The sequence below is a fragment of the Dyadobacter sp. genome, assembly GCF_039919315.1.
Lineage (GTDB): Bacteria > Bacteroidota > Bacteroidia > Cytophagales > Spirosomataceae > Dyadobacter.
The window spans coordinates 80,061-100,973 of sequence record NZ_JBDSFX010000089.1 but is presented as its reverse complement, the minus strand read 5'-3'; the positions used below and the strand labels follow the sequence as shown (position 1 = coordinate 100,973).

Annotated in this window: 15 protein-coding genes; 6 read left to right on the top strand and 9 right to left on the bottom strand. The window is 46.0% G+C overall.

The window, feature by feature from the left end; translation table 11 throughout:
- Nucleotides 1-310: 310 nt before the first annotated feature.
- Nucleotides 311-1,081 (bottom strand): hypothetical protein, encoded by a 771-nt coding sequence (locus tag ABIO93_RS24890; protein ID WP_348072709.1) that lies wholly within the window; start codon nucleotides 1,079-1,081, stop codon nucleotides 311-313.
- 131 nt (nucleotides 1,082-1,212) lie between these two features.
- On the opposite strand from ABIO93_RS24890, the gene ABIO93_RS24885 reads away from it, so the two are divergent.
- Nucleotides 1,213-1,770 (top strand): hypothetical protein, encoded by a 558-nt coding sequence (locus ABIO93_RS24885; RefSeq protein WP_348072708.1) that lies wholly within the window; start codon nucleotides 1,213-1,215, stop codon nucleotides 1,768-1,770.
- A 105-nt stretch (nucleotides 1,771-1,875) separates the two neighbouring features.
- Here ABIO93_RS24885 and ABIO93_RS24880 read toward each other — a convergent pair whose 3' ends face one another.
- Together ABIO93_RS24880 and ABIO93_RS24875 are read right to left on the bottom strand one after the other, a co-directional pair.
- Entirely contained in the window at nucleotides 1,876-2,376 is a 501-nt protein-coding gene (locus ABIO93_RS24880; protein ID WP_348072707.1) for a hypothetical protein, read from the bottom strand.
- 216 nt (nucleotides 2,377-2,592) lie between these two features.
- Nucleotides 2,593-4,230, bottom strand: a complete 1,638-nt coding sequence (locus ABIO93_RS24875; protein ID WP_348072706.1) for an ABC-F family ATP-binding cassette domain-containing protein — start codon at nucleotides 4,228-4,230, stop codon at nucleotides 2,593-2,595.
- Nucleotides 4,231-4,375: 145 nt separating this feature from the next.
- On the opposite strand from ABIO93_RS24875, the gene ABIO93_RS24870 reads away from it, so the two are divergent.
- The gene (locus ABIO93_RS24870) at nucleotides 4,376-4,624 is read left to right on the top strand and encodes a hypothetical protein (protein ID WP_348072705.1); all 249 of its coding nucleotides are present in this window, start codon (nucleotides 4,376-4,378) and stop codon (nucleotides 4,622-4,624) included.
- 142 nt (nucleotides 4,625-4,766) lie between these two features.
- On the opposite strand, the gene ABIO93_RS24865 is transcribed toward ABIO93_RS24870, so the two are convergent.
- Nucleotides 4,767-5,204 (bottom strand): hypothetical protein, encoded by a 438-nt coding sequence (locus tag ABIO93_RS24865; RefSeq protein ID WP_348072704.1) that lies wholly within the window; start codon nucleotides 5,202-5,204, stop codon nucleotides 4,767-4,769.
- 98 nt (nucleotides 5,205-5,302) lie between these two features.
- Here ABIO93_RS24865 and ABIO93_RS24860 point away from each other — a divergent pair, with 98 nt between their 5' ends.
- A complete protein-coding gene (locus ABIO93_RS24860) occupies nucleotides 5,303-6,757 on the top strand; it encodes an RtcB family protein (protein ID WP_348072703.1) in 1,455 nt (484 codons plus the stop codon).
- A 99-nt stretch (nucleotides 6,758-6,856) separates the two neighbouring features.
- Here ABIO93_RS24860 and ABIO93_RS24855 read toward each other — a convergent pair whose 3' ends face one another.
- A complete protein-coding gene (locus tag ABIO93_RS24855) occupies nucleotides 6,857-7,351 on the bottom strand; it encodes an SRPBCC domain-containing protein (RefSeq protein ID WP_348072702.1) in 495 nt (164 codons plus the stop codon).
- Nucleotides 7,352-7,362: 11 nt separating this feature from the next.
- Nucleotides 7,363-7,668, bottom strand: a complete 306-nt coding sequence (locus tag ABIO93_RS24850) for a metalloregulator ArsR/SmtB family transcription factor (protein ID WP_348072701.1) — start codon at nucleotides 7,666-7,668, stop codon at nucleotides 7,363-7,365.
- Between the two features lie 351 nt (nucleotides 7,669-8,019).
- Here ABIO93_RS24850 and ABIO93_RS24845 point away from each other — a divergent pair, with 351 nt between their 5' ends.
- Nucleotides 8,020-10,392 (top strand): BspA family leucine-rich repeat surface protein, encoded by a 2,373-nt coding sequence (locus tag ABIO93_RS24845; RefSeq protein WP_348072700.1) that lies wholly within the window; start codon nucleotides 8,020-8,022, stop codon nucleotides 10,390-10,392.
- Nucleotides 10,393-10,443: 51 nt separating this feature from the next.
- On the opposite strand, the gene ABIO93_RS24840 is transcribed toward ABIO93_RS24845, so the two are convergent.
- Nucleotides 10,444-12,096, bottom strand: coding sequence for a hypothetical protein (locus ABIO93_RS24840; protein WP_348072699.1), 1,653 nt, complete (start codon nucleotides 12,094-12,096; stop codon nucleotides 10,444-10,446).
- Nucleotides 12,097-12,273: 177 nt separating this feature from the next.
- Here ABIO93_RS24840 and ABIO93_RS24835 point away from each other — a divergent pair, with 177 nt between their 5' ends.
- Both ABIO93_RS24835 and ABIO93_RS24830 read left to right on the top strand, forming a co-directional pair.
- On the top strand, nucleotides 12,274-16,503 hold the full coding sequence (locus ABIO93_RS24835; protein WP_348072698.1) for a T9SS type A sorting domain-containing protein: 4,230 nt from the start codon (nucleotides 12,274-12,276) through the stop codon (nucleotides 16,501-16,503).
- A 185-nt stretch (nucleotides 16,504-16,688) separates the two neighbouring features.
- The gene (locus ABIO93_RS24830; protein WP_348072697.1) at nucleotides 16,689-17,096 is read left to right on the top strand and encodes a Dabb family protein; all 408 of its coding nucleotides are present in this window, start codon (nucleotides 16,689-16,691) and stop codon (nucleotides 17,094-17,096) included.
- Between the two features lie 75 nt (nucleotides 17,097-17,171).
- Here ABIO93_RS24830 and dgoD read toward each other — a convergent pair whose 3' ends face one another.
- Together dgoD and ABIO93_RS24820 are read right to left on the bottom strand one after the other, a co-directional pair.
- Complete coding sequence (gene dgoD, locus ABIO93_RS24825; RefSeq protein ID WP_348072696.1) at nucleotides 17,172-18,320, bottom strand: galactonate dehydratase; 1,149 nt, start codon at nucleotides 18,318-18,320, stop codon at nucleotides 17,172-17,174.
- Nucleotides 18,321-18,382: 62 nt separating this feature from the next.
- A complete protein-coding gene (locus ABIO93_RS24820) occupies nucleotides 18,383-20,866 on the bottom strand; it encodes a DUF4965 domain-containing protein (RefSeq protein WP_348072695.1) in 2,484 nt (827 codons plus the stop codon).
- Nucleotides 20,867-20,913 lie beyond the last annotated feature (47 nt).

The window sequence follows — 20,913 nt, the reverse complement described above, 5'->3', positions numbered from 1 at the left end:
AAATCGAAAAAAGAAACAGGCCCGTTTTCGTTACGAGGACACCGTCCCGTAAATTCTGATGTTCTTGGTCAAATTCGAATTGACACTCCCCCGGAAAAAACTGCTTCGATAATTTCGGACAATGTTCGAGACTTGGTTCGTAAGCAGCTATTTAATGGCAACAGTCACTGATTACAATACACCTTGCAGGCCGGTTCAACCGGCCTTTTTTTATATCATCTTCGCGACTAAATTACTGGCACTTCTCAGATTAGACAGACAAACAATAATCTAAGCAAGTCGCTCATCCAGTGACGTTCATAACTATGACTCAATACAACAGACCAAACATCCAAAGCGGCACCTTCTCGCCGTACCCAACCTCAATTCCATCCGCCGCCACATAGGCATCTTCCACACCCGCAAGCTGTTGTCGTGATTTATTGGCTCCGCCTACTTCAATTGTGATTTGGCGGTCGAGCCTGAAATCCCCCTTATCGGTATACTCCACTTTATGCAAAGGCTGGACCTGGCTTAGAAAAAAGCTTTCCCGCAAAGTACCGGTATCGGGCCTGCTCTGGTGTAGCGCGTATTGAAGATTGGGATGACTCAGATATACCTTTTCCGGTTTTTGCAGCCGGGTAATGCCGAAACTGTCCCGGTGCAACAGCATCAAAACGCCTAGCTCTGCCAAGTAATGCATGTACTCCACTACCAAAGCCCGACTGGTATTAAGCGTCTCGCTTAACTTGCTGATATTCGGTTTCAATGGAACACTCTCGGCCAATACCACCAGCAATTGTTTCAGTTTATCAACCGATGCATAGCTGATGCCATAAACAGCAGGCAAATCAAGTTCCAAACTCAACAGGATTGTCTCGGTGAGTTTCTGCGCGTACGCCTCTTTGTTTTCCAGGAAATAGGGATAATATCCTTGTTTCAGGTAGTCATTAAAGTGTTCCAGAGGTTTGATTGTCTTCGTAAGGTCAAGTGCAAGTTGGGTATGTCCGCTCAGAAGATCCGCTAGCGATATGGCTGGCCAGGAAACGATCTCCTGAATCCGAAGAAACTCCCGAAACGCGAGTCCATGCAAATGGTACATCAATGCGCGCCGGCTCAAATCGATAATACAGTTCCCGCCGGTTGCTTACAATCACAACCGTTAGAAAAATATATTCTTGTCTTGTCGAAAAGATTGGCTGTTTTTGTGTGAATAATTCAAACGATACTAAGATGATAAGAAACGAATTGACAAATCTCGTAGGTTGGAATGATATTGGGGTGGGGACTTGCCGACTTTATATGAAGTTATTCGACGAAGAAGTCTTATTTACCTTTTTCTCATCAGATGTAAAGCACCCAAAAATATCGGAAAAGATGTTTAAAGCGGTAGAGGATGTTTTATGCATTGATGTTGATGCCCTTGGTCTCATTAAAGATCTTATATGGGAAGAATGCATTTTTGCATTTCAGGTAGCAGATTATGGGTGCGTCTCAAACGAAGGCGAGACACATTTGCAGGCACACCTGAGAGAGTTTGAGTTATTGGATAGAGAGGATGCCTATCGACAGAGTGAGCTAATAGGAGTTAAGCTAAATGACGAAAATGACAACCTTTTGGGCAGGTATGCGCAAATAAACATTAATTCTGCATCCAATAATTTGATCAGTATCATCATCAAAAATGGAGTAATTATTGATTTTGACGACAATGGCACGGATATAGCAAAGTTTGAAGACAAGTCTACATTCGCCAGGGTACAACGTAATCTGGTTTTGAGCAAGATGTAAAGTAACGAACTGTTTTTATAGACATCGGATTTCCACTAATTGCTTTTCTACCAGCATAGCACTAGTTGAGGATCAAATGCTCAATACTTTTTGACACAGGTACATTCATTCTCCCCAAAGGTGATAAACTGAAAACTGCGAACTATCTGCACTAATCACAATGTAGCCATTTATCTCTGTCTGAATTGCGTTACCGGGTTGAATTGCTAGGAAACCAGTTCTATGCCTAAAGACTATGAGATCTGAATCTATCCATCTCGGGAACGTAGGTTCGAGATTATCTGGCTTAGAAAAGTTGGTGTATGAAAAAGGAAAATAAGGTTTTCCGCTAACATGGTATTTCGTTACTGCATCCGATGAGACTAGAACAGTGTCTGCAAATTGCCAGCCATGATCTTTGGCAAATTTCAAAATGTCTTTTTTTGAGAAGTTACAGCTCTCAGATGCACGCCAATGCATTGCCGAAAAACCTCCGTAAGGTCCGAACTCGGAGATATTTTCCTTCAAAAACGGTTCTTGGTAACTTACCCAGAAACCTGCTGGTTTTAGCTTTTGGCAGCCTGAAACGATAACAAATAATACCAACAATATCTTTACATATCTCATTTGCACGCAGTATTAAGTTGGACGAGAAGGGTGAGATTAAAATATTTCTAGTATTTCCTTGAAAGTTTTTTCTCCCGAGGCATCAATCTAAGCAACTTCATAAAAAGGCAGTGTCATCAACATCGACTATGGTAAAGATGACATTAATTATTTGCTAGTTTTAAACACGGCCTGCAAATAATCGCCAGCCTTACAGTTTCCATGGAGAATAAACCCCTACTTCGCCAACTGCAAATCCGCTATACTCTTTATCCTATTCCGCTCCAAAAAAGCGTCAATAGTCTCAAAATGCTCAATCACACGTTTATCCTTAAACTCGAAAACCTTCTGTGACAAACCTTGTAAAAAATCCCGATCATGGGAGACCAGTACCAACGTGCCGTCAAAGTTTCTGAGTGCTTCTTTCAAAACATCCTTTGACTTTAAATCCAGGTGGTTCGTAGGCTCATCGAGAATTAACAGGTTTACAGGTTCCAGAAGCAGCTTCACCATGGCAAGCCGCGTTTTTTCTCCACCCGACAATACACTTACTTTCTTGTCGATATCTTCACCCTGAAACATAAAAGCGCCCAGAATGTTTTTGATCTGGGTTCTTACATCTCCTTCTGCGACCTCGTCTACCGTCTGAAAAATGGTCAGATTGGGATCCAATAACGATGCCTGGTTTTGGGCAAAATAGCCAACCTTGACATTATGCCCAAGCTGGCAGGTTCCTTCGACATCGATCTGGCCCATAATGGCCTTGATCATCGTAGATTTCCCTTCACCATTCCGGCCCACAAACGATACCTTTTCCCCTCTTGAAATGGACATGCTTGCATTGCGGAACACAACCTGATCACCGTAGGATTTTGAAACATCTTTCACGGTAACCGGATAATCCCCTGACCGTGGCGAAGGTGGAAAACGAAGTTTTAGGGCTGAATTATCAATTTCATCAATTTCAATAATTTCCAGTTTCTCCAACATGCGTTCGCGGGAGGAAACCTGATTGGTTTTGGAATATGTACCGCGAAAGCGTTCGATAAATTGCATATTATCAGCAATCATTTTCTGCTGCTCCTGATACGCCTTCACCTGGTGTGCTCTACGCTCCTCACGCAATACCAAATAATGGGAATAGTTGGCTTTATAGTCAAAGATCCGCCCCATGGTGACCTCAATCGTACGATTGGTGATATTGTCGATAAAGGCACGGTCGTGAGAAATAACCATTACGGCATTGGCCTTGTTCACCAAAAAATCTTCCAGCCACATGACGGATTCAATGTCTATATGGTTGGTAGGCTCATCCAGTAAAATAAGGTCTGGCTTTTGCAATAATATTTTGGCAAGCTCAATGCGCATCCGCCACCCGCCACTGAATTCCTTGGTTTGTCTCTGAAAATCTTCCGGCCTGAATCCCAATCCTTTCAAGGCTTTCTCAACTTCCGCGTCATAATTGACTTCTTCCAGCTGGTAATATTTTTCACCGAGTTCGGTAACCTGTTCGATGATGGCCATATATTCATCGCTCTCGTAATCGGTGCGGGTTTCGAGTGCAAGATTCAGTTTTTCCATTTCAGCACGCATTTCAAAAACCTGCTTGAATGCTTTGGCCGCTTCTTCGAAAACGGTACAATTATCTTCGGTCAATAAATGTTGCGGCAAATAAGCGATGACGGCGTCTTTGGGCGCGCGGACGTGGCCGCGATTGGCTTTTTGTTCACCAGCAATGATTTTCATCATGGTGGATTTCCCCGCTCCATTCTTACCCATCAGGGCAATTTTATCAGTAGGATTAATAGCAAAAGAAACCTCACTAAAAAGCGCAGAGCCGTTAAATTCAACGGCCAAATTTTCAACTGTAATCATCGTCTCATTTTTTGAAGCCGCAAAGGTACGATGATACGATTGAAAGAACGAAGAAATCCATTGAACCAATTGTTAATTAGCGGCGTATCCAAGTGAGGGACGACGTTCTACCAAATTACTTTACGAGCAGGTAACCAACTAAAATATGGACTTACGTACGACATTATCAGTAAATGAGACCTTTATGGAAATGCTGATAGATTGCAAAAACCGTGGAGCGAAAGCGGAAATGATTCTCGACATCAATGGACTGGAACGGGCTGAGGGAGTTATTAAGGAAATTCACCCTGACGAACCAAACCCCTACATTGAACTACAAGATGGGAGAAAGATTGTAGAAAAAACGATTGCCGCTTTGAATGGAATTTTCAGGCCTGAGTATGCCGGATGTTGATAGCCGTGATTGGTGCTTTTGCTGGCGTGCGGAGTGATAAATGATGCTCATCTCAAATCATTGATGCCATGCTGTACAGCTTGAAATGGGTCTTCACCGCCAAGCGGAATTGGTCAATGAATATTTTTTAAACGGGCTGATATTATTCTGCTCGTACAACCGGCGGGCTGTGCGTTTTCTGCGCATGGATTTTATCTTCGAGCTTACTGACCATTTCTGTCAGGTCCGAGAAATGGCTGAATCCCTTGAATTGTTTGAGCAACGCAGAAACTTCACCCAGCACCTTCAAATCCTGATTGCTCAATGGAATATTGATAATGCTGTAATTTTTATCTGAGTAGATATAATATTTTTTATCGACAACAAGAATAGGTGCCTCGTAACCCAGTTTATCGCTACGCATCATTTCAATATCTGCCTGCACAGAGCGACGGCTCACGCATTTATCAATTCCCTCAAACTCATAAAGTGCATTTGAGCAGGCCTCTATTAAGTCATCCAGCGTCCATTTACGAAAGCGGTTTTGCAGACAGTTGTCGATTGTTCGATAGCGGATCAGTGCATTACGGTTGACAGGCATAATGAGTCTTTTTCGAAAAAATATCAAAAGATTCTCAACTACGCAAAAAGACTGCGCAGTTAACTTTTTGCTTTGTAATGTCAAACAAGATAAATGTCATGGAAAAAGTAAAAATCAGTAATAGAGAAATAGGCGCACTAGGTATTAATGACCTTGACATGCTGGTTGCTTTCAGCCGGGTTGCAAACGGACTTCTGCAAAATGAGGTGATGGACAAAGAAACCATCATGGCTAATCTGGAAGCCTTGATTGAAGATCCGGCCCCCTATGCATTGAAGCGAAATGGTAAGTTCAAAAACATCGCAGACAAGGTGATTGAACTTCGGACAGCAGGAAAGTTCATCAAGCAAACAAGATCCATTCATCAATTGAAAAAGGAGCTGATGAGTTTTCCTGTATTTGGTCCGGAACATATAGAGGTAGGCGCTTTGGCACAAATGAAAACAGCCATTCAATTGCCCATTTCAATCGCCGGTGCTTTAATGCCCGACGCACACCAGGGATATGGCTTGCCGATCGGTGGCGTTTTGGCAACGAATGCAGATACGATTATTCCCTATGCGGTGGGTGCGGATATCGCCTGTCGCATGTGTCTGAGCATTTTTGATATGCCTGCGACATTGGTGGATACTGAAAGGGATAAATTAAGAACATTGCTGCTTGATCATACCCATTTCGGAATGGGAAGCAAAACCAAAGTGCATTTCGATACGAGTCTGTTCGACCGTCCTGAGTGGGATGCGGTCAAAACGGTTAAAACACTGAAAGACAAAGCCTATGCGCAATTGGGAACATCGGGAACGGGTAACCATTTTGTCGAGTGGGGTGAGCTGACTATTTCTGAAAATGCATTGGAGGGAATACCGGCCGGAAATTACCTGGCACTTCTATCTCATTCAGGGTCAAGAGGATTTGGCGGAAACATTGCAAATACCTATTCTGAAATCGCCATGAAGAAAACGCAACTTCCAAAAGAAGCAAAACATTTGGCGTGGCTGGATATGAATACAGATGAAGGACAGGAATATTGGTTAGCCATGAACCTGGCTGGGGATTACGCCTCTGCAAATCACCATGAAATCCATAACAAAATTGCCCGTGCCCTGCACATTCAACCCGCAATGCGGATCGAAAACCACCACAATTTCGCGTGGAAGGAAAAGCTGTCTGATGGAACCGACGTGATGGTGCACCGCAAAGGCGCGACACCGGCCGGAAAAGGCGTTCTGGGGATTATTCCCGGATCAATGAGCACACCCGGCTTTGTGGTGAAGGGAAAAGGAGATGAATCATCGATCAATTCTGCCTCGCATGGTGCAGGAAGGTTAATGAGCCGGAGCGCAGCCTTTAAAACGATTAATAAAGCAGATGTTTTACAAAACCTGATTCACAAAAAGATTACGCTGATTGGCTCAGGCCTGGACGAAGCGCCGATGGTTTACAAGGATATCAATGCGGTGATGGCGGCACAAACGGATTTGGTAGAAGTAGTTGCGAAGTTCCAGCCAAGAATTGTAAGGATGGCGGATCCAAAAGAGAAGGCGGAGGATTAAAAAATACATGAAAAAGATTTCGTTCGGCGCAGGAACGGTCACAGCTTCTCATTTTTTACGTATCCTGAAAAACATTCATCTGGTCCGACAAGGCACAGCCTATTCCAAAACCAACAACTCATCCAGCTGATTGAGAGTCACGGCAGTTCCGTTTTTAAAGCCTCCTTCGACGAACATTTGAATGGTCGCTTCATCAGTAAAGGTAATCACCGTTTCGACCTTCGATCTGTCACTGCCAATGGACAAGAATGTAACATTCCGGTATGTTTTCGGCGCACCAGCACCCGTATTGCCGTCCTCATCAGCAAACATACCTGTTGTTGAATAAGCGATGCAATTTTCTATCGCAGTAAATTCATATTGCGTCCAGTGTTTCTGCCCTTCCGGGCTCACCATGGCATACAGCCATACGCCACCGACGGTAAAATCCATGCGCTTGGTTTCCACCTTCCATGGTTTCGGCGCGAACCATTTTTCAAGCAGGTCAGGATCTGTAAAGGCTTTCCATACTTTCTCAACTGGCGCATTAAATTCGCGTACGATGCGGATCGTTCTAGCTGCAAGGTCTGATTCGAATACAAAATTGTTTGTCATGATTATTTAAGTTAAAGGTCATTTAATACGTCATCTAGCTGATTATAACTGTCCTCCCACATCTTGCGGAAGCGTTCCAGCCAGATATCGATCTCTTTCATTTTCTTAGGGTTAAAGTGATAATATATTTCTCTGCCGGTCTTCTTCTGGACCAGTACCTCGCATTCGGTCAGGATCTGAATATGCTTTGATATGGTCTGTCTGGCACTTCCAAAATGCTCAGCAATCGCATTAGGCGTCATAGCCCCCACTACCACCAAACTTAAAATGGCCCTGCGGGTAGGATCGGCAATGGCCTGAAAAACATCTCGTCTCATATTTATTCGCAGTTGATTGACTGCAAATATAAGCGCAGTTATTCGACTGCGCAAATTTTTTTAACCTAAAGTTGCTAAAAAATCAAAACTCCCAAAATCATTCATATCCCTGCCGGGTCTCCGCTTCCTTGTGAGGCTTATGAAAATCTGCTTTGCCAGGACTCAAAAGGAGTTGGCTTACTTTGCTGATAATGACCGCTGAATAAATCGCACAGACCACCTATTCGGCGGTTTTGCATATCGGTGATCTTCCGGGTAACTATGTCTCAACAAAGGGGTGCCTATGTGCGGCTATACCTTCAGTTGAGAACATTTAAGTTAATAATTACCCCTTTTTGACACTGCCAGACCATGAAAACATTTTACATCCTTTTGCTGACGCTGATGAGCCAGCTTACCATTGCACAGAACTTCATTACGCGATGGAACCTGGCCACTGCCGGCTCAGGAAACACTCAACTAACATTTGGTGTGGCCACTACCGGAACGGTCAACTATACCTGGCAGGAGGTGTCGCCGGGCGCAGCTTCGGGTTCTGGGACCTTTACAGGAAGTACGGCTACCATCACCGGCCTGCCTGCCGGATCAATCACTGAGCTCAGCATCACCCCAACCAATTTCAGTGAATTTAATATTAATGGCGGCCCTGATATCAACCGGTTGATCGATGTCAGCCAATGGGGAACCACAGCTTGGACGTCAATGAATACTGCCTTCAGGGGCTGCCACAAACTGCAAATCAGCGCCAACGATCTGCCTAATCTGGGCAGTGTCACCAGCATGATAGGTATGTTTATAGGTTGTACTTCCCTGAATGGACCTGCCAATATTGGCGAGTGGAACATGAGTAACGTAACTGATATGAAGGAAATGTTTTACGGCGCTAATGCCTTTAACCAGCCTATCGGCAACTGGAACACGGGTAACGTAACTTCTATGAGGCGTATGTTTTATAATGCATATGCCTTTAACCAACCTATAGGTAACTGGAACACGGGCAACGTAACGGATTTAAGTTATATGTTTTTCCATGCAGATGCCTTTAACCAACCTATAGGCAACTGGAACACGGGCAACGTAACTGATATGAGTTATTTGTTCTTTGGTGCGACTGCCTTCAATCAACCGATCGGCATCTGGGACACGGGTAAAGTAACTGATATGAGTTATATGTTTTTGGGGGCCAATGACTTTAACCAGTCCATCGGCAACTGGAACACGGGTAAAGTATTTGATATGTACGAAATGTTTTACGGTGCAACTGCCTTTAACCAACCTATAGGCAACTGGAACACGGGCAACGTAATTGATATGAGTGGTATGTTTTACAAGGCAGCTGCCTTTAACCAGCCTACAGGCATCTGGGACACGGGTAAAGTAACTAATATGGCTAGTATGTTTGAAGGTGCAACTGCCTTTAACCAACCAATAGGCAACTGGAACACTGCCAAAGTAACTGATATGAATGGTATGTTTGACGGCGCAACTGCCTTTAACCAACCAATAGGCAATTGGAACACGGCCAACGTAACCGATATGGTTTTTATGTTTGACGTTGCAACTGCCTTTAACCAACCCATCGGCAACTGGAACACGAGTAAAGTAAGGTATATGAGAATGATGTTTCACGGTGCAACTGCCTTTAATCAACCTGTCGGTAACTGGAACACAGCGAAGGTAGAGTCAATGTATGGTATGTTTTTCGGTGCAACTGCCTTTAACCAACCAATAGGCAACTGGAACACGGGGAACGTAACTTATATGACTGGAATGTTTGAAAGTGCAACTGCCTTTAACCAACCAATAGGCAACTGGAATACAGCTAATGTCACCGATATGTCTTACATGTTTAATTCCGCCAGTATGTTTAACAAGTCGCTTGGAACCTGGATTCTAAATGCCAAGGTGGATTTAAGTCAAGTGTTTACTGGCAGTGGCCTGGATTGCGATCACTATAGCGCAACGTTGATCGGCTGGAGTGCTAATCCTGCCACACCAGGTGGCCGTTTGCTAGGCGCCAATGGGAGATCCTATGGCACCAATGCTGTGGCGGCCCGCAACAATCTGATTACAGCAAAAGGGTGGACCATCGTCGGGGATGCGGCATCGAACACAGATTGCTCCGCTGCATTACCGGTCACACTTGTTTTCTTTTCCGGTAAAAAAACAGCTGAAAACCAAAATGCCCTCAAATGGATCACAGCCGATGAAAAGAATTTTGACCGGTTTGAAATACAGCGATCTTCGGATGCGAGGAGCTTTGAAACGATTGGAATTGTTTTGGGTCAAACGGGGAATGGTGAAGCGGTTCACGGAGGAACCCTCAATGCTTACAATTTCACGGATCCAACGCCGGGGCCTTCCAACTACTATCGCCTGAAAATGGTGGATCGCTCGACCGGTACACCGGAGCAGGACCATCGGGATGCTCCCTTTGCATATTCCCGCATTATATCCATGGAGAATTCATCGGAAAACGCCGTTGTGGGCAATTTTTATCCAAACCCTTCAAACGAAAAAGTATTTGTCGACGTGTATGCAGTGGAAAGCGGCAGCTGGACTTTAACAATCATCAATGCCGGCGGGAAAACCATTGGCACACAGGTACATGATCTACAAAAGGGAATGAACAAAGTGAGCCTCAACCAAGTGCCGCCCGGGATAACTTTGGTGCGTTTTGAGCAGGGATTATTCTCCGAAGTCAGAAAGCTGATCAGGGAATGACCCCGGTCACTTTTTACTTCAAGTAGCGCGGACGAGGTTCTCTGCGCGTGATCACTGACCAGTAACCAATTTCACATCCTTAAACATAAAAGCATTATCACTGACCCGCATCGGTTTCCCGCTGGCAGTTGTTACGTTCCTCATGATAACCTCTTTGGTTTTGACGTAGGGATATTTTTCCTGGTAGGAATCGCCGGTCATTTCGGGATTGAAATTGGTAAAAATGGCAGGTCCCTGGTAATTTCCCGGATGCTGGGAGTCGTCGATACTGAGATTTTCGATGGTAATTTTTTCGGGCATATAGCAGGTGTAGCCGAAGTCATGCTGGCCTGAATAGGAACCGCTTATCAAGGCGGAACTGAACGGTTTGCCGTCTGCCGGCACGAACACACAATTGCGGATCACCAACTCTCCCTGCCAGGTACTACCGTAGTCGGAGCGCAGGTTGACAATGCTCCTGCCGCGTATGGTGGAGTTTTCCACTAATAAAAGTCCGGTTCCTATAGCATTGATCCCCATATGTCCAAGCGTAGAGTTGCGGATAGTAGCATTGGCAACGCCCTGATGGGCGTCGAACCGGGAGAGGGTACAATGGTCATAAAGCAGATTTTTACAGAAATTAGAACCTAATATACCCCAGTACTTGCTATCGTTGATGTCATTCGTCTGACTGCAATTCACGAAGGATACATTCAGCGCGCGGTTGGCAGAAAGATCGTAAGTACCCATCGAAACAGGCTTATCTGCCGCGCCAATGGTGCTGTATGTTTTATGCCCCGTCAGGATCGTGCTCTTGACCGTTACATAGGAGCAGTCACTAATGTTAATAAACCCACCGTAGGGCGCCCCCTGGTCTCCCTCCCCCGTTATGCGATGTTCCAGTCCCTCGACAAGCACATTAGATCGCCTGATTCCAATGTTCCGGTTGTAGTAAGTATACTTCGATTCGGCTTTATTCGCAATGGTAGTGAAGCGTCCTCCGGTGATTTTCAACGGTTTTTCGTCAATAGGCAGCGCGGTAATTTCCGTGATCTGATCGAAATCCCAGATGATCGGAGCATTCTTATCTACATTGCCGCTTTTATCAACCACAAAAATATCAGTCTGTGAAGAGCCATTATTTTGATTAAGCCCAAACCGGATGTATTGCTTTACTTTAGCATTCGTAACCGTAATGAGACAAGGACCAGGCAAGGAAGCTTCGATTTTGCCCTGGTTTCTTTTAAGTGACGTTATATTTTCCAGTTTAAAACTTTTAAGACCGGAAGTAACCGAGAAAACAGAAGCATTGCGATTTTGGACTTCTGTATCGTCAATGATAAAGGCCGCTTTACCGAAATCAGTGTCGGTCTGGATTATTACCTGGCGCACCTTGCCACCAATGTAATAGGTAGCACCATCGTCCGCTTTCACCGAGAGTCTGTGCATGTTGGCAAATGCGTGAGCCCCTGCGATGATGTCGATGTCATCCGTTTTGCCGTCACCTTTTGCGCCAAATTCACTGTAATGAACCACTCCGGCAGCTTTGTATTTGGCCACATCCGCCGGGGATACATTAACCTGCAATTCCCCTTTCTCATTGGCGTATACCGCAGTTTTTCCTTTTTCAGAGGTGATCACTATATTGTCAAGCGGGCTTTTATTCTGGGAGTATGTTAAAAATGCACAGAAAAGAAGCAATGTCAGGAATGTGTACTTTGCCATAAGGGTCAGGTTTGCTGTCATGATTTTTAAAGAAGTTAGTTTGATAACCTTACCGTTGTTGTATTTAAAAAATTCATAACGTAGAAGTCGCTAAATCTTCATTGCAGCGGAGATCAATGTATGTCGCAGTTCGGTTACATTTGTTATTTTTGAATAATTTCTTATCCTCTACTCAGAATGCAAAGAATTTTACCTCTTGTCTTTTTATGTTTTTTGCTTCTTGCAAATGCCTTCGGACAAACTCCGTCGATCCTCATGAATGGCTCTGAAATGCCGCGACAGGCTTGTGTGGATGCACTTTTCCGACTTCCTGTAATTATTTCCGGGCGTTTTGAGCCTGGTAACCAGTTTAAAATACAGGTTCGCTATCCATACCATACAGAGATCGTTGCAGAGCTTCCCGCAACACTGGTCGGTGATTTTCTTGAATTTACATTTAAAAATGCGCAGCTATACGAGAGACCCGTCATCGAAATGCGCATCGTGGCTTCTGCTCCAAAAACGGAAGGTTTCTGGTTTGATCAGACGTTTAATGTATATAGTAAAGGCAGCATCGGCCTCACTCAGGTGGAATACTCTGATACGCTAAATTTGTACGACGATTACAAGTTCAGAATAGCCGGCTACAACACCAGCATCGCGTGGGCAACATTGAACGACAGTTCGCGGATCGAACTTCCATCCAACGGGCATTTCAGTATTTTACATCAGATCGTCATCTCAAAAGAAGGGCCGCTCGCTATCGCCCATGCAAAAAACGAATGCGGCGCAATGACTATTTCAGGGAGCCTGAGGCCGGTCGTGAACAAAACATCTATCAAAACGTTGTCGGTAGATCCCCAAGCGGTCTGCGAAGGAGCGGAGGTCAAGATTGGTTTCTCAGTGGCCGGGCCGGCATTGCCTGCGCAAACCAGGTACAGGATCCGTTTTTCAGATACCAATCCAGATGATGCCAAACCCAATTCCTTGGAAGTACCGGCGCAATTGCAGGAAGGCTATCTGGTAGCCCGTGTTCCCGATAATTTGTCAGTAACATTCCGCGGCGGCGTTGTAGCACAGGTGGTTACGGATCATATCGTAGCTTCCAAATCAAATAAATTCTGGGTGGCTCCGAAGGCCAGCGCTACTTTTGGCTCTCAGAACCAGACGATTAACTTTGGAGAGAGCCGGTTTCTGTATCTGGACGTTAAAGGCTTGCCGCCCCTGAGCGTAACCCTCAGCGATGGCACGACGACTAATCTTGGTGAACAGGGGCAGCTGCTAGCTACAGTGAGGCCTGATCAAACCACTTCCTACTCGATCAAATCCATCTCCTCGGGTTGTAGCAATGCAGCCTCTCTGAATAATGATGTTTTGCAAATCAAGGTCAATCCCGGCATCAGGTTCGCCAACGAAAAAGACCGGCAGATCTTCTGCGGCGGTAGTAAAGCGTCTGTTAAATTTGTTTCAAATGCTGCATTGACCAGCAGTACCCAGTTCTGGATAGAGGCTAAGCATATTTATAACAACGCCGACAAAATCCGTATACCGGCTACGCGCTCCGGAGACCAGCTTACATTCGACGCCCCTAATCGTGAACAGGGATTTTCTGAATTTGCCTATCAGATCATTACTGCCAATCCGGCATTGGAATCTATTCAAACGCAGCTGATCGAGATCCATACCATGCCAGGAATGGAGTATCATAACACCAACATTTATGATTATCAGATACCTTCCAATGTCCGGGTCAGCTACATGATACATGGCGGGTGGCCCTATGTGGTGGAAACAATGGAAGGCGAAAAATTCACTGATTCGGATGTTGGTCAATATGATTTCTACCTCAAACAAAATCGTGAATTTAGGTTCAAGTCTATTTCCAATGGTTGTTTCAAAAACGAAAATCTGCCCGCTAAAACTTTTCGCATACTGGGCAACGGAAACAACCCGGCGATCGCATTCGAACCGGTCATCAAACTGGTATGTGCGAACGATAGTCTGGAAGTGACATTTCAGCAATCGGGAAATTTCAATGCGGGAAACCAGTTTCAGGTTCAGGGAATGACAGATTGTTGCGAATTCAGAACGCTGGCAACGGTATCGAAAGACGGAAAACATAAGGTCAAATTCCCTGCCGACCGGTTCGCGCCTGCTGCCCAAATTCGCATTGTGTCCACTTCGCCAGTGGTGTACAGCCAGATCCAGGAATTTTTCGTCCAACTGCCACCGGAACAATTCCGGTTATCCCGGGAAGGCACGCCGGAAAACCCGATTGAATCATTGCCGTTTGAATCTTATCCTTCCCTCGAGATCCTGGCAGAGAAAGGTTTGCCCGCACGCATCGATTATTCACAAAATGGAAAGGATACCACATTTGTTAACACAAGCAGCCAAAGTACCACCCTACCGATTTCCCTGGTGCCTGGCAAAGTGAACGAATTTGTGGTCAAGTCGGCAACCAATGTTTGCGGAACCGTGCCGGTTAACCTGAAAGCCTACATTTACCCTATTCTTTACCGCATCGAACCGTCGGTCGGGGGACAATACTGCCTGGGCGGCCCAATATCCGTACCTTTCTGGGCTGTGGAACCGATGAGCAAGCCCGCGACCTTCTCACTGCAGATTGCGAAAGAAGGTACTACGGATTTCACCACCATTGCCACGACGGAAACCGGCAGGGTTCTTACTGGAAAGATTCCGGCAAACGCATCACCCGGAAATTATAAAACACGGATAATGTCATCTGATGGGATGCTTTCCAGGGAAGGAACCATCTTAATAGGAACGACGCCAACCGCGACAATCGGCAGCGGCTCCAACTCCGAGCCTCTCGTGATCGAACCGGGTGTGGACACACCCCTAAAAGTTACATTGACCGGCGGTCCCGATTGGACGGTCGTTTATGAAGACAATTCGAAAAAAAATTATTTGGACCCCGTTCAAACGCGTACTATCAGTCCCGTTCGCGGCGGCGAGTTTTTTGTAAAATCAGTTTCCAATTATTGCGGTTACGGCACAGTTTCGGGTTCGCAGATCGTGAAGGTTAATCCCAGTTTGCAGTTGAACACGACACCTTACAATGCGTGCGAAGGATCTGCATTTCCTGTGAATTATTCCCTCCTGGGAGACGTGGATCTGTCTGACGACTACATTCGTTTTGAACTGGTAAACCTGGAAACGAATGCGATCACCGTGCTCGATTCTACCAAAACAGTCACAGGAATACGTTCCTTAAACATTCCAAATCCTTTACCTTCTGCGAAATTGGAGATTAGGGTTGCTGTCAGGAAATATAATCTCCGGGCGACATTGAATACCCTTATTGCGCAAAAACCCGGCACCGTACTAAGCGGAAACACCGTCATTAACAGCGGAGAAACTACTTACATTGTTGCAAGAAATACCAAAGACCTTCCCGATGGCGCAGATGTAACGCTTTCAGACGGCACAGTAGCCCGTATTTTTGGCATGACAGGAGAACTTTCCTACATTCAGGTCAGCCCGAAGCAGACTACTACCTATACCATTAAGACCATTCAAAATAATTGTGGAACAGGGGTCGCCAGCGGATCGGCGACAGTGGAAGTGAATCCGGCATCGGAGCGAAGCATCACCACCGGAGTATACATTTCCCCGGATGCAGGAAGTTGTGCGGGCGATGAAATATTAGTCTCTTATAATACAAAAGGCACATTCTCCGCAGGCAATAAGATGACTGTTCAGATCTCCGATTCAACCGGGCGGAATTTTACCAATATCCCAACCACAGGTACGCAGAGCCCATTGAAAGCGGTCATTCCACTGAACCTGCCCAACGGCCGCCTTTACCGGATCAGGGTTGCAGCATCGGACCCGGGAGTCAGCAGCAGTGCGGCTAAGGAAGTGTCTACGATTACGCAAAAATCGAAGGCGCGCTTTTCAGTAGCATCGGTGACGCTAGACGGAGCTAATGCGCCTCGTGTTCAGATTTTGCTCGAAGGCATAGCGCCCTGGACATTATTCTATGGTTCTGAGTCTTCCGCGCGGTCGGTGACAACAAGTAACCCAACCTATGAGGTGGAACTTCTCCATGCAGCTCCCAATGAGCTCTACAGGATTTTCAGCGTGAGGAGTGCCTGTGGCGTTGGGGACGTGGGCACTCCCGGAACCGTACGCGTAGAAGTGATTACAGGCACGAACGAACCTTTTTCCCAAGAAGGTGTAAGCATTTATCCCAACCCCACTGCCGATCTGCTTATCCTTGACTTCCTTCATGCGGCGCCCCGCAGTATTGAGCTGTTCGATATTTCGGGTCACCGCATCGGAAAAATGTCAGCGGATAGCCGTGAAGATCATTTGGATATTAGCAAGCTTCCCGCGGGTACGTATGTGGTCAAGGTCATTCACGGTTCCAAAACCTCCTCCTACCGTATTATCAAGCACTAAAACTGTCATGGATGAATTCAGCCACTAGCCCTAAACTGTGAAACTACCGCAGGAAACATCAATGCAAGTGCACAAAAAACAGGTACCAATCAAACAAAAATTAAGAAAGAAGGTGAACGCGAGTATTGGGAAACCTTCTTGTTAACCGCTATTTTTGGTCAGGAACAATATACAAACGCAAAGGCATGAACAACTCCCGACGTAAATTTATCGCCAGCTCGGTTGCGCTGGCAGCTGGAACCGCTACCGCAGTGGCTTCCTCTACCAACTCCCAGAAAGGCAAATACCCGCTGGTTCACCACGTTTTTTTCTGGCTCAAAAATCCAGGTTCTGTCGCAGATCGTGACAAGATTGTGGAAGGGTTGAAAACGTTAAGAAAAATTGATGCGATCAAAGAACTTCGTATCGGCGTGGTCGCCAGCACGGAAAAGCGTGATGTTGTTGACAACTCCTGGGGCGTGTCTGAACTGATGTTTTTCGAAGATGTTGCCGGCCAGGCCAGCTATCAAACCCATCCTATTCACCAGAAATTTATCAAAGATTGCAGTCATCTATGGGATAAAGTGATCGTCTACGACGCAATAGACGTGTAGTATAAAAGCAAACAGAGGCGACAGCTTTCACTATCGCCTCTGTTTGCTTTTAATAAGGAATCACAGTCTATCTGATCACCATTCTGCTGCACTACCGTCTGCATGCGACCACAAAGGATTTTTCCAGTTGTGCCCTACTTCGGCCATTTTCCTTACCTGTGCCTCATCCACCTGAATCCCTAGTCCGGGTCCGGATGGGATATTGACAAAACCACCTTCGTAACTGAAAACTGATTTGTCTTCGAGGTAATCCATCAGATCATTTCCCTGATTGTAATGGATGCCCAGACTTTGCTCCTGAATAAATGCATTATGACACGTAGCATCCACCTGCAAGCAAGCCGCCAGCGCAATAGGCCCTAGTGGACAATGTGGAGCCGCCGCTACATCGAATGCTTCCGCCATCGACAGGATTTTTTTACATTCCGTGATACCTCCTGCGTGTGACAGATCAGGCTGAATAATGTCTGCGTATCCGTCAGTTAGCAGGTTTTTGAACTGCCAGCGGCTGAACATTCTTTCGCCCGTAGCAATCGGAATGCAAGTATGGTTGGCAATTTCGCGCAGCGCCTCATTGTTTTCAGGCAAAACAGGTTCCTCAATAAACATGGGCCTGAATTGTTCTAATTCTTTGGCAAGTACCTTCGCCATAGGCTTATGCAATCGTCCGTGAAAATCCACTCCAATATCCAATCCGTAACCCACCGCGTCACGTATCGAACCTACCCTGGCCAGCACCAGATCAATTTTTTCATACGAATCAATGTACTGCATTTCATCCGTCGCATTCATTTTGATGGCTTTGAAACCACTTTCAAATGCCAGCCTGGCAGCATCGGCCACCTCCGCGGGACGGTCCCCTCCTATCCAGGAATACACCTTGATCTTGTCCCTGCATTTACCTCCAAGAAGCTGATAAACAGGTGCATTATAAAACTTTCCTTTGATATCCCACAAAGCCTGATCGATACCTGCGATCGCACTCATCAGGATCGGGCCGCCGCGATAAAATCCGCCGCGGTACATGGTGTTCCAATGGCCTTCAATGTCCATTGGATCTTTACCGATCAAAGCTTCCATTAGTTCAATCACAGCAGCTTTCACTGTGGCAGCTTTGCCCTCGATCACCGGCTCTCCCCAGCCAATAATGCCCTCATCCGTTTCTATTTTCAGAAATAACCATCGTGGCGGCACCTGGAACAGCTCGTAACTTTTAATTTTCATTTTTCACCCGTTTATAAATTCAAATAACTCTGGAAGAAACAGCAAAGGCTTCCTCTATATTATTATTTCCACCGCTCCCCCAAAACCTTCATCCAATACCCGCCAACTACCGACCGCGCCCTAAACCCAACCGACTTTCCATTAACCGTTTCATGCCAGTCCGAAAGTGGAATGCGATCCGGGGTTTCTGTTGCGTATTTGTAAACGGGCCTGATTAGTGCGTCGAAATCTTTTGGATCGGTGGCTAATGTCGCCGTCCAGACGATCCAGTCGGATTTGCTGTATGTTTTGCGGCTGTCGAGCGGAAGACCGAACGGTTTTTGTTTGGTGAGGTAATATTTGATTTCCTTTTCAGCTACCGCTTTGGGGAATACGTCCAGTTTCAGCAGGCTATCCCACACCAAATTGTATTTCTGGCTCCATGTGTTTTTGTCGTCGAATGTGAGGGCATAGTGGTCGCCGCTGTCGGCTAGTTCCATCCACTTTTTGGCGAAATCTTTTACCAATCCATTCACTTCGGTCGCTTCTTTGGTGTCGCCCAGTTGCTCGGCCATTTTTGCGTAGCAGGCCAATCCCATAATGGCTTTGATAGACAAGTTTGCATTACGTGCCAGGTGACCGGCAAAATCGTCGGTACAAAGCTGGTTAGCAGGATCAAAGCCTTCTTTTTTTAGGTAATTAGCCCAAATACTGAGCACTTTCCAATGCTTTTTGGCAAAATCAATGTTGTTCTCCGCTTTGCAGATTGCGTACGTCAAAGTCAGCATATTACCCGATTCTTCTACCGGCATATCTTCTCCGTACGTTTGTCCGTTGGCCAGCGGATATGTGCCTACATCGTGCGCAGCGAAAGGTTTTGCCCATTTACCACTTTCGGAATAGTAGAAAATCGGTTCCATCATTCCTTTCAGCAATACGGGGTTGTAAAGGAGAAAAAGCGGCGCGGAAGGATAGGTAATATCCACCGTTCCGATCGATCCGTTACTGAAATTTTCTTTTGAGAAAAACAATGGTGTGCCACTTGGACCGGCTACCAGTTTGTGCGCCGCAATGGCCTGCCGATAGGATAGCACGCAAAGTTCGGCATACTGTTTACCACCAGCTTTCACGGCATCGTCATATATCATTTTGTCGGTCTCTTCGCAGGCTTGAAGGATTTTTTCAAAATCGGTTTCCGACTTTTTCAATTCACCCTGGAAAGTTCTGTTTCCGTCCTTATTCCACCATGGCCGCAGGTTTTGACCAAAATATTGAACAGAAAAACCATCGTCATAGCCCAACATCGCATGCAGGGATTTGCTGGCGGTTCCTACCTTGCCCGCTGTCAACACCAATGCCATCGATTTGGCGTCAGCAGGTGCGGCGCCGGCTTGATCGGTACTCAGCGTGCCTTTTTGAGTAAATTCTTTTACGATATCCGAAGGTGAACCAATCGCGGAGCCTTTAACAACACCTGCGGGAGCTGAAAGATAGGCTTGTCCCCAATCTATACGAACATCATCACCTTTACGGACGAGCACGTTTTGAGTCTGATTGGCGAGCGAAAGTGTAGTTAATCCGTCTTGATTAGCCTCTTTTCCTGTCACCGACTGGCTGTTATCATTGGTTACCCAAAGACCGGAAATCGAATTTAACACACTTACATCATGCGTTTTCCCATCATTGGATTTTACATCATAAACAATGTAATTGATGGGTCTGGCAAGTAAATCCAGATCTTTCATGATCAGCGGCGCCACAAACCGAACTGTCAGGTGTACTGGCCCGGCGTCAAACTCGTAAACGGATTGTGTGGCTCTCATTTCAAAACCGGTTTGTTTGGCAGCCAAGATCACATCGGCTCCTTTCGGTGCGATTTCGTCGGCGAGGCCAATATCAATGTAGCCCGGTCCCGCACCGTTTTTGCAGTAAGCAGCCAAAATATTCTTGCCTTTTTTGAGCGCTTTTCTAGCTGATGCACTGATCGGTTTGAATTCGTAGTCGCCTGTGAAGCAAGGTGCACAATCGAATGCGGGAACGCCATTGATGTAAACCTGCACATCATCATCATGGAAAATATTGAGTGTAGGCTTTTCAAAATCCACGGCAGAAAGTGTGAATTCACGACGGTACCATATCTCTTTCGCGAATTCGGTGCCGCCTCGCAGCATATTATCATTGCGCTCGTGGGTACCGAATGGTGCCGGGCCCTGTTTCCAGGTACTGATGTTGTAGCCTTCCTTATACCACCACTCGGGATCCGGTTTCTCGGTAGTGAATTTTGCGGTATAGGCAGCTTGCTTGGCAGTTGGCAAAATCGTTTTCATCACCGGCGTAGCTGCGCCGAGAAACCGGTAAGTCGTGCCATCAACACGGATGAGCCCGTCCATGGGGTATGGTCTGCCAGTCCAGTGTTTAGTAATTGAACCACCGAGCTGATCGCCAAAAGACCAGGCGCTGGTGTAAGGATCGATGGTTACCAGCGGAACTGCGGGCGGGCGGAGGGTTTGGGCAAATGAGGTTGGTGTGCTAAGCAAAAAAATACAAAAGAGCCAAAGTTCGCGCATTGGAGCAGTCAGGTTTTAGGAACTGAATAGTTGAGAAAAATCCTGCA

What these genes read in the sequence shown, in the direction of transcription:
- ABIO93_RS24890 (WP_348072709.1), bottom strand. Translation starts at nt 1,081, where the DNA reads ATGTACCATTTGCATGGACTCGCGTTTCGGGAGTTTCTTCGGATTCAG.
- ABIO93_RS24885 (WP_348072708.1), top strand. Translation starts at nt 1,213, where the DNA reads ATGATAAGAAACGAATTGACAAATCTCGTAGGTTGGAATGATATTGGG.
- ABIO93_RS24880 (WP_348072707.1), bottom strand. Translation starts at nt 2,376, where the DNA reads ATGAGATATGTAAAGATATTGTTGGTATTATTTGTTATCGTTTCAGGC.
- ABIO93_RS24875 (WP_348072706.1), bottom strand. Translation starts at nt 4,230, where the DNA reads ATGATTACAGTTGAAAATTTGGCCGTTGAATTTAACGGCTCTGCGCTT.
- ABIO93_RS24870 (WP_348072705.1), top strand. Translation starts at nt 4,376, where the DNA reads ATGGACTTACGTACGACATTATCAGTAAATGAGACCTTTATGGAAATG.
- ABIO93_RS24865 (WP_348072704.1), bottom strand. Translation starts at nt 5,204, where the DNA reads ATGCCTGTCAACCGTAATGCACTGATCCGCTATCGAACAATCGACAAC.
- ABIO93_RS24860 (WP_348072703.1), top strand. Translation starts at nt 5,303, where the DNA reads ATGGAAAAAGTAAAAATCAGTAATAGAGAAATAGGCGCACTAGGTATT.
- ABIO93_RS24855 (WP_348072702.1), bottom strand. Translation starts at nt 7,351, where the DNA reads ATGACAAACAATTTTGTATTCGAATCAGACCTTGCAGCTAGAACGATC.
- ABIO93_RS24850 (WP_348072701.1), bottom strand. Translation starts at nt 7,668, where the DNA reads ATGAGACGAGATGTTTTTCAGGCCATTGCCGATCCTACCCGCAGGGCC.
- ABIO93_RS24845 (WP_348072700.1), top strand. Translation starts at nt 8,020, where the DNA reads ATGAAAACATTTTACATCCTTTTGCTGACGCTGATGAGCCAGCTTACC.
- ABIO93_RS24840 (WP_348072699.1), bottom strand. Translation starts at nt 12,096, where the DNA reads ATGGCAAAGTACACATTCCTGACATTGCTTCTTTTCTGTGCATTTTTA.
- ABIO93_RS24835 (WP_348072698.1), top strand. Translation starts at nt 12,274, where the DNA reads ATGCAAAGAATTTTACCTCTTGTCTTTTTATGTTTTTTGCTTCTTGCA.
- ABIO93_RS24830 (WP_348072697.1), top strand. Translation starts at nt 16,689, where the DNA reads ATGAACAACTCCCGACGTAAATTTATCGCCAGCTCGGTTGCGCTGGCA.
- dgoD (WP_348072696.1), bottom strand. Translation starts at nt 18,320, where the DNA reads ATGAAAATTAAAAGTTACGAGCTGTTCCAGGTGCCGCCACGATGGTTA.
- ABIO93_RS24820 (WP_348072695.1), bottom strand. Translation starts at nt 20,866, where the DNA reads ATGCGCGAACTTTGGCTCTTTTGTATTTTTTTGCTTAGCACACCAACC.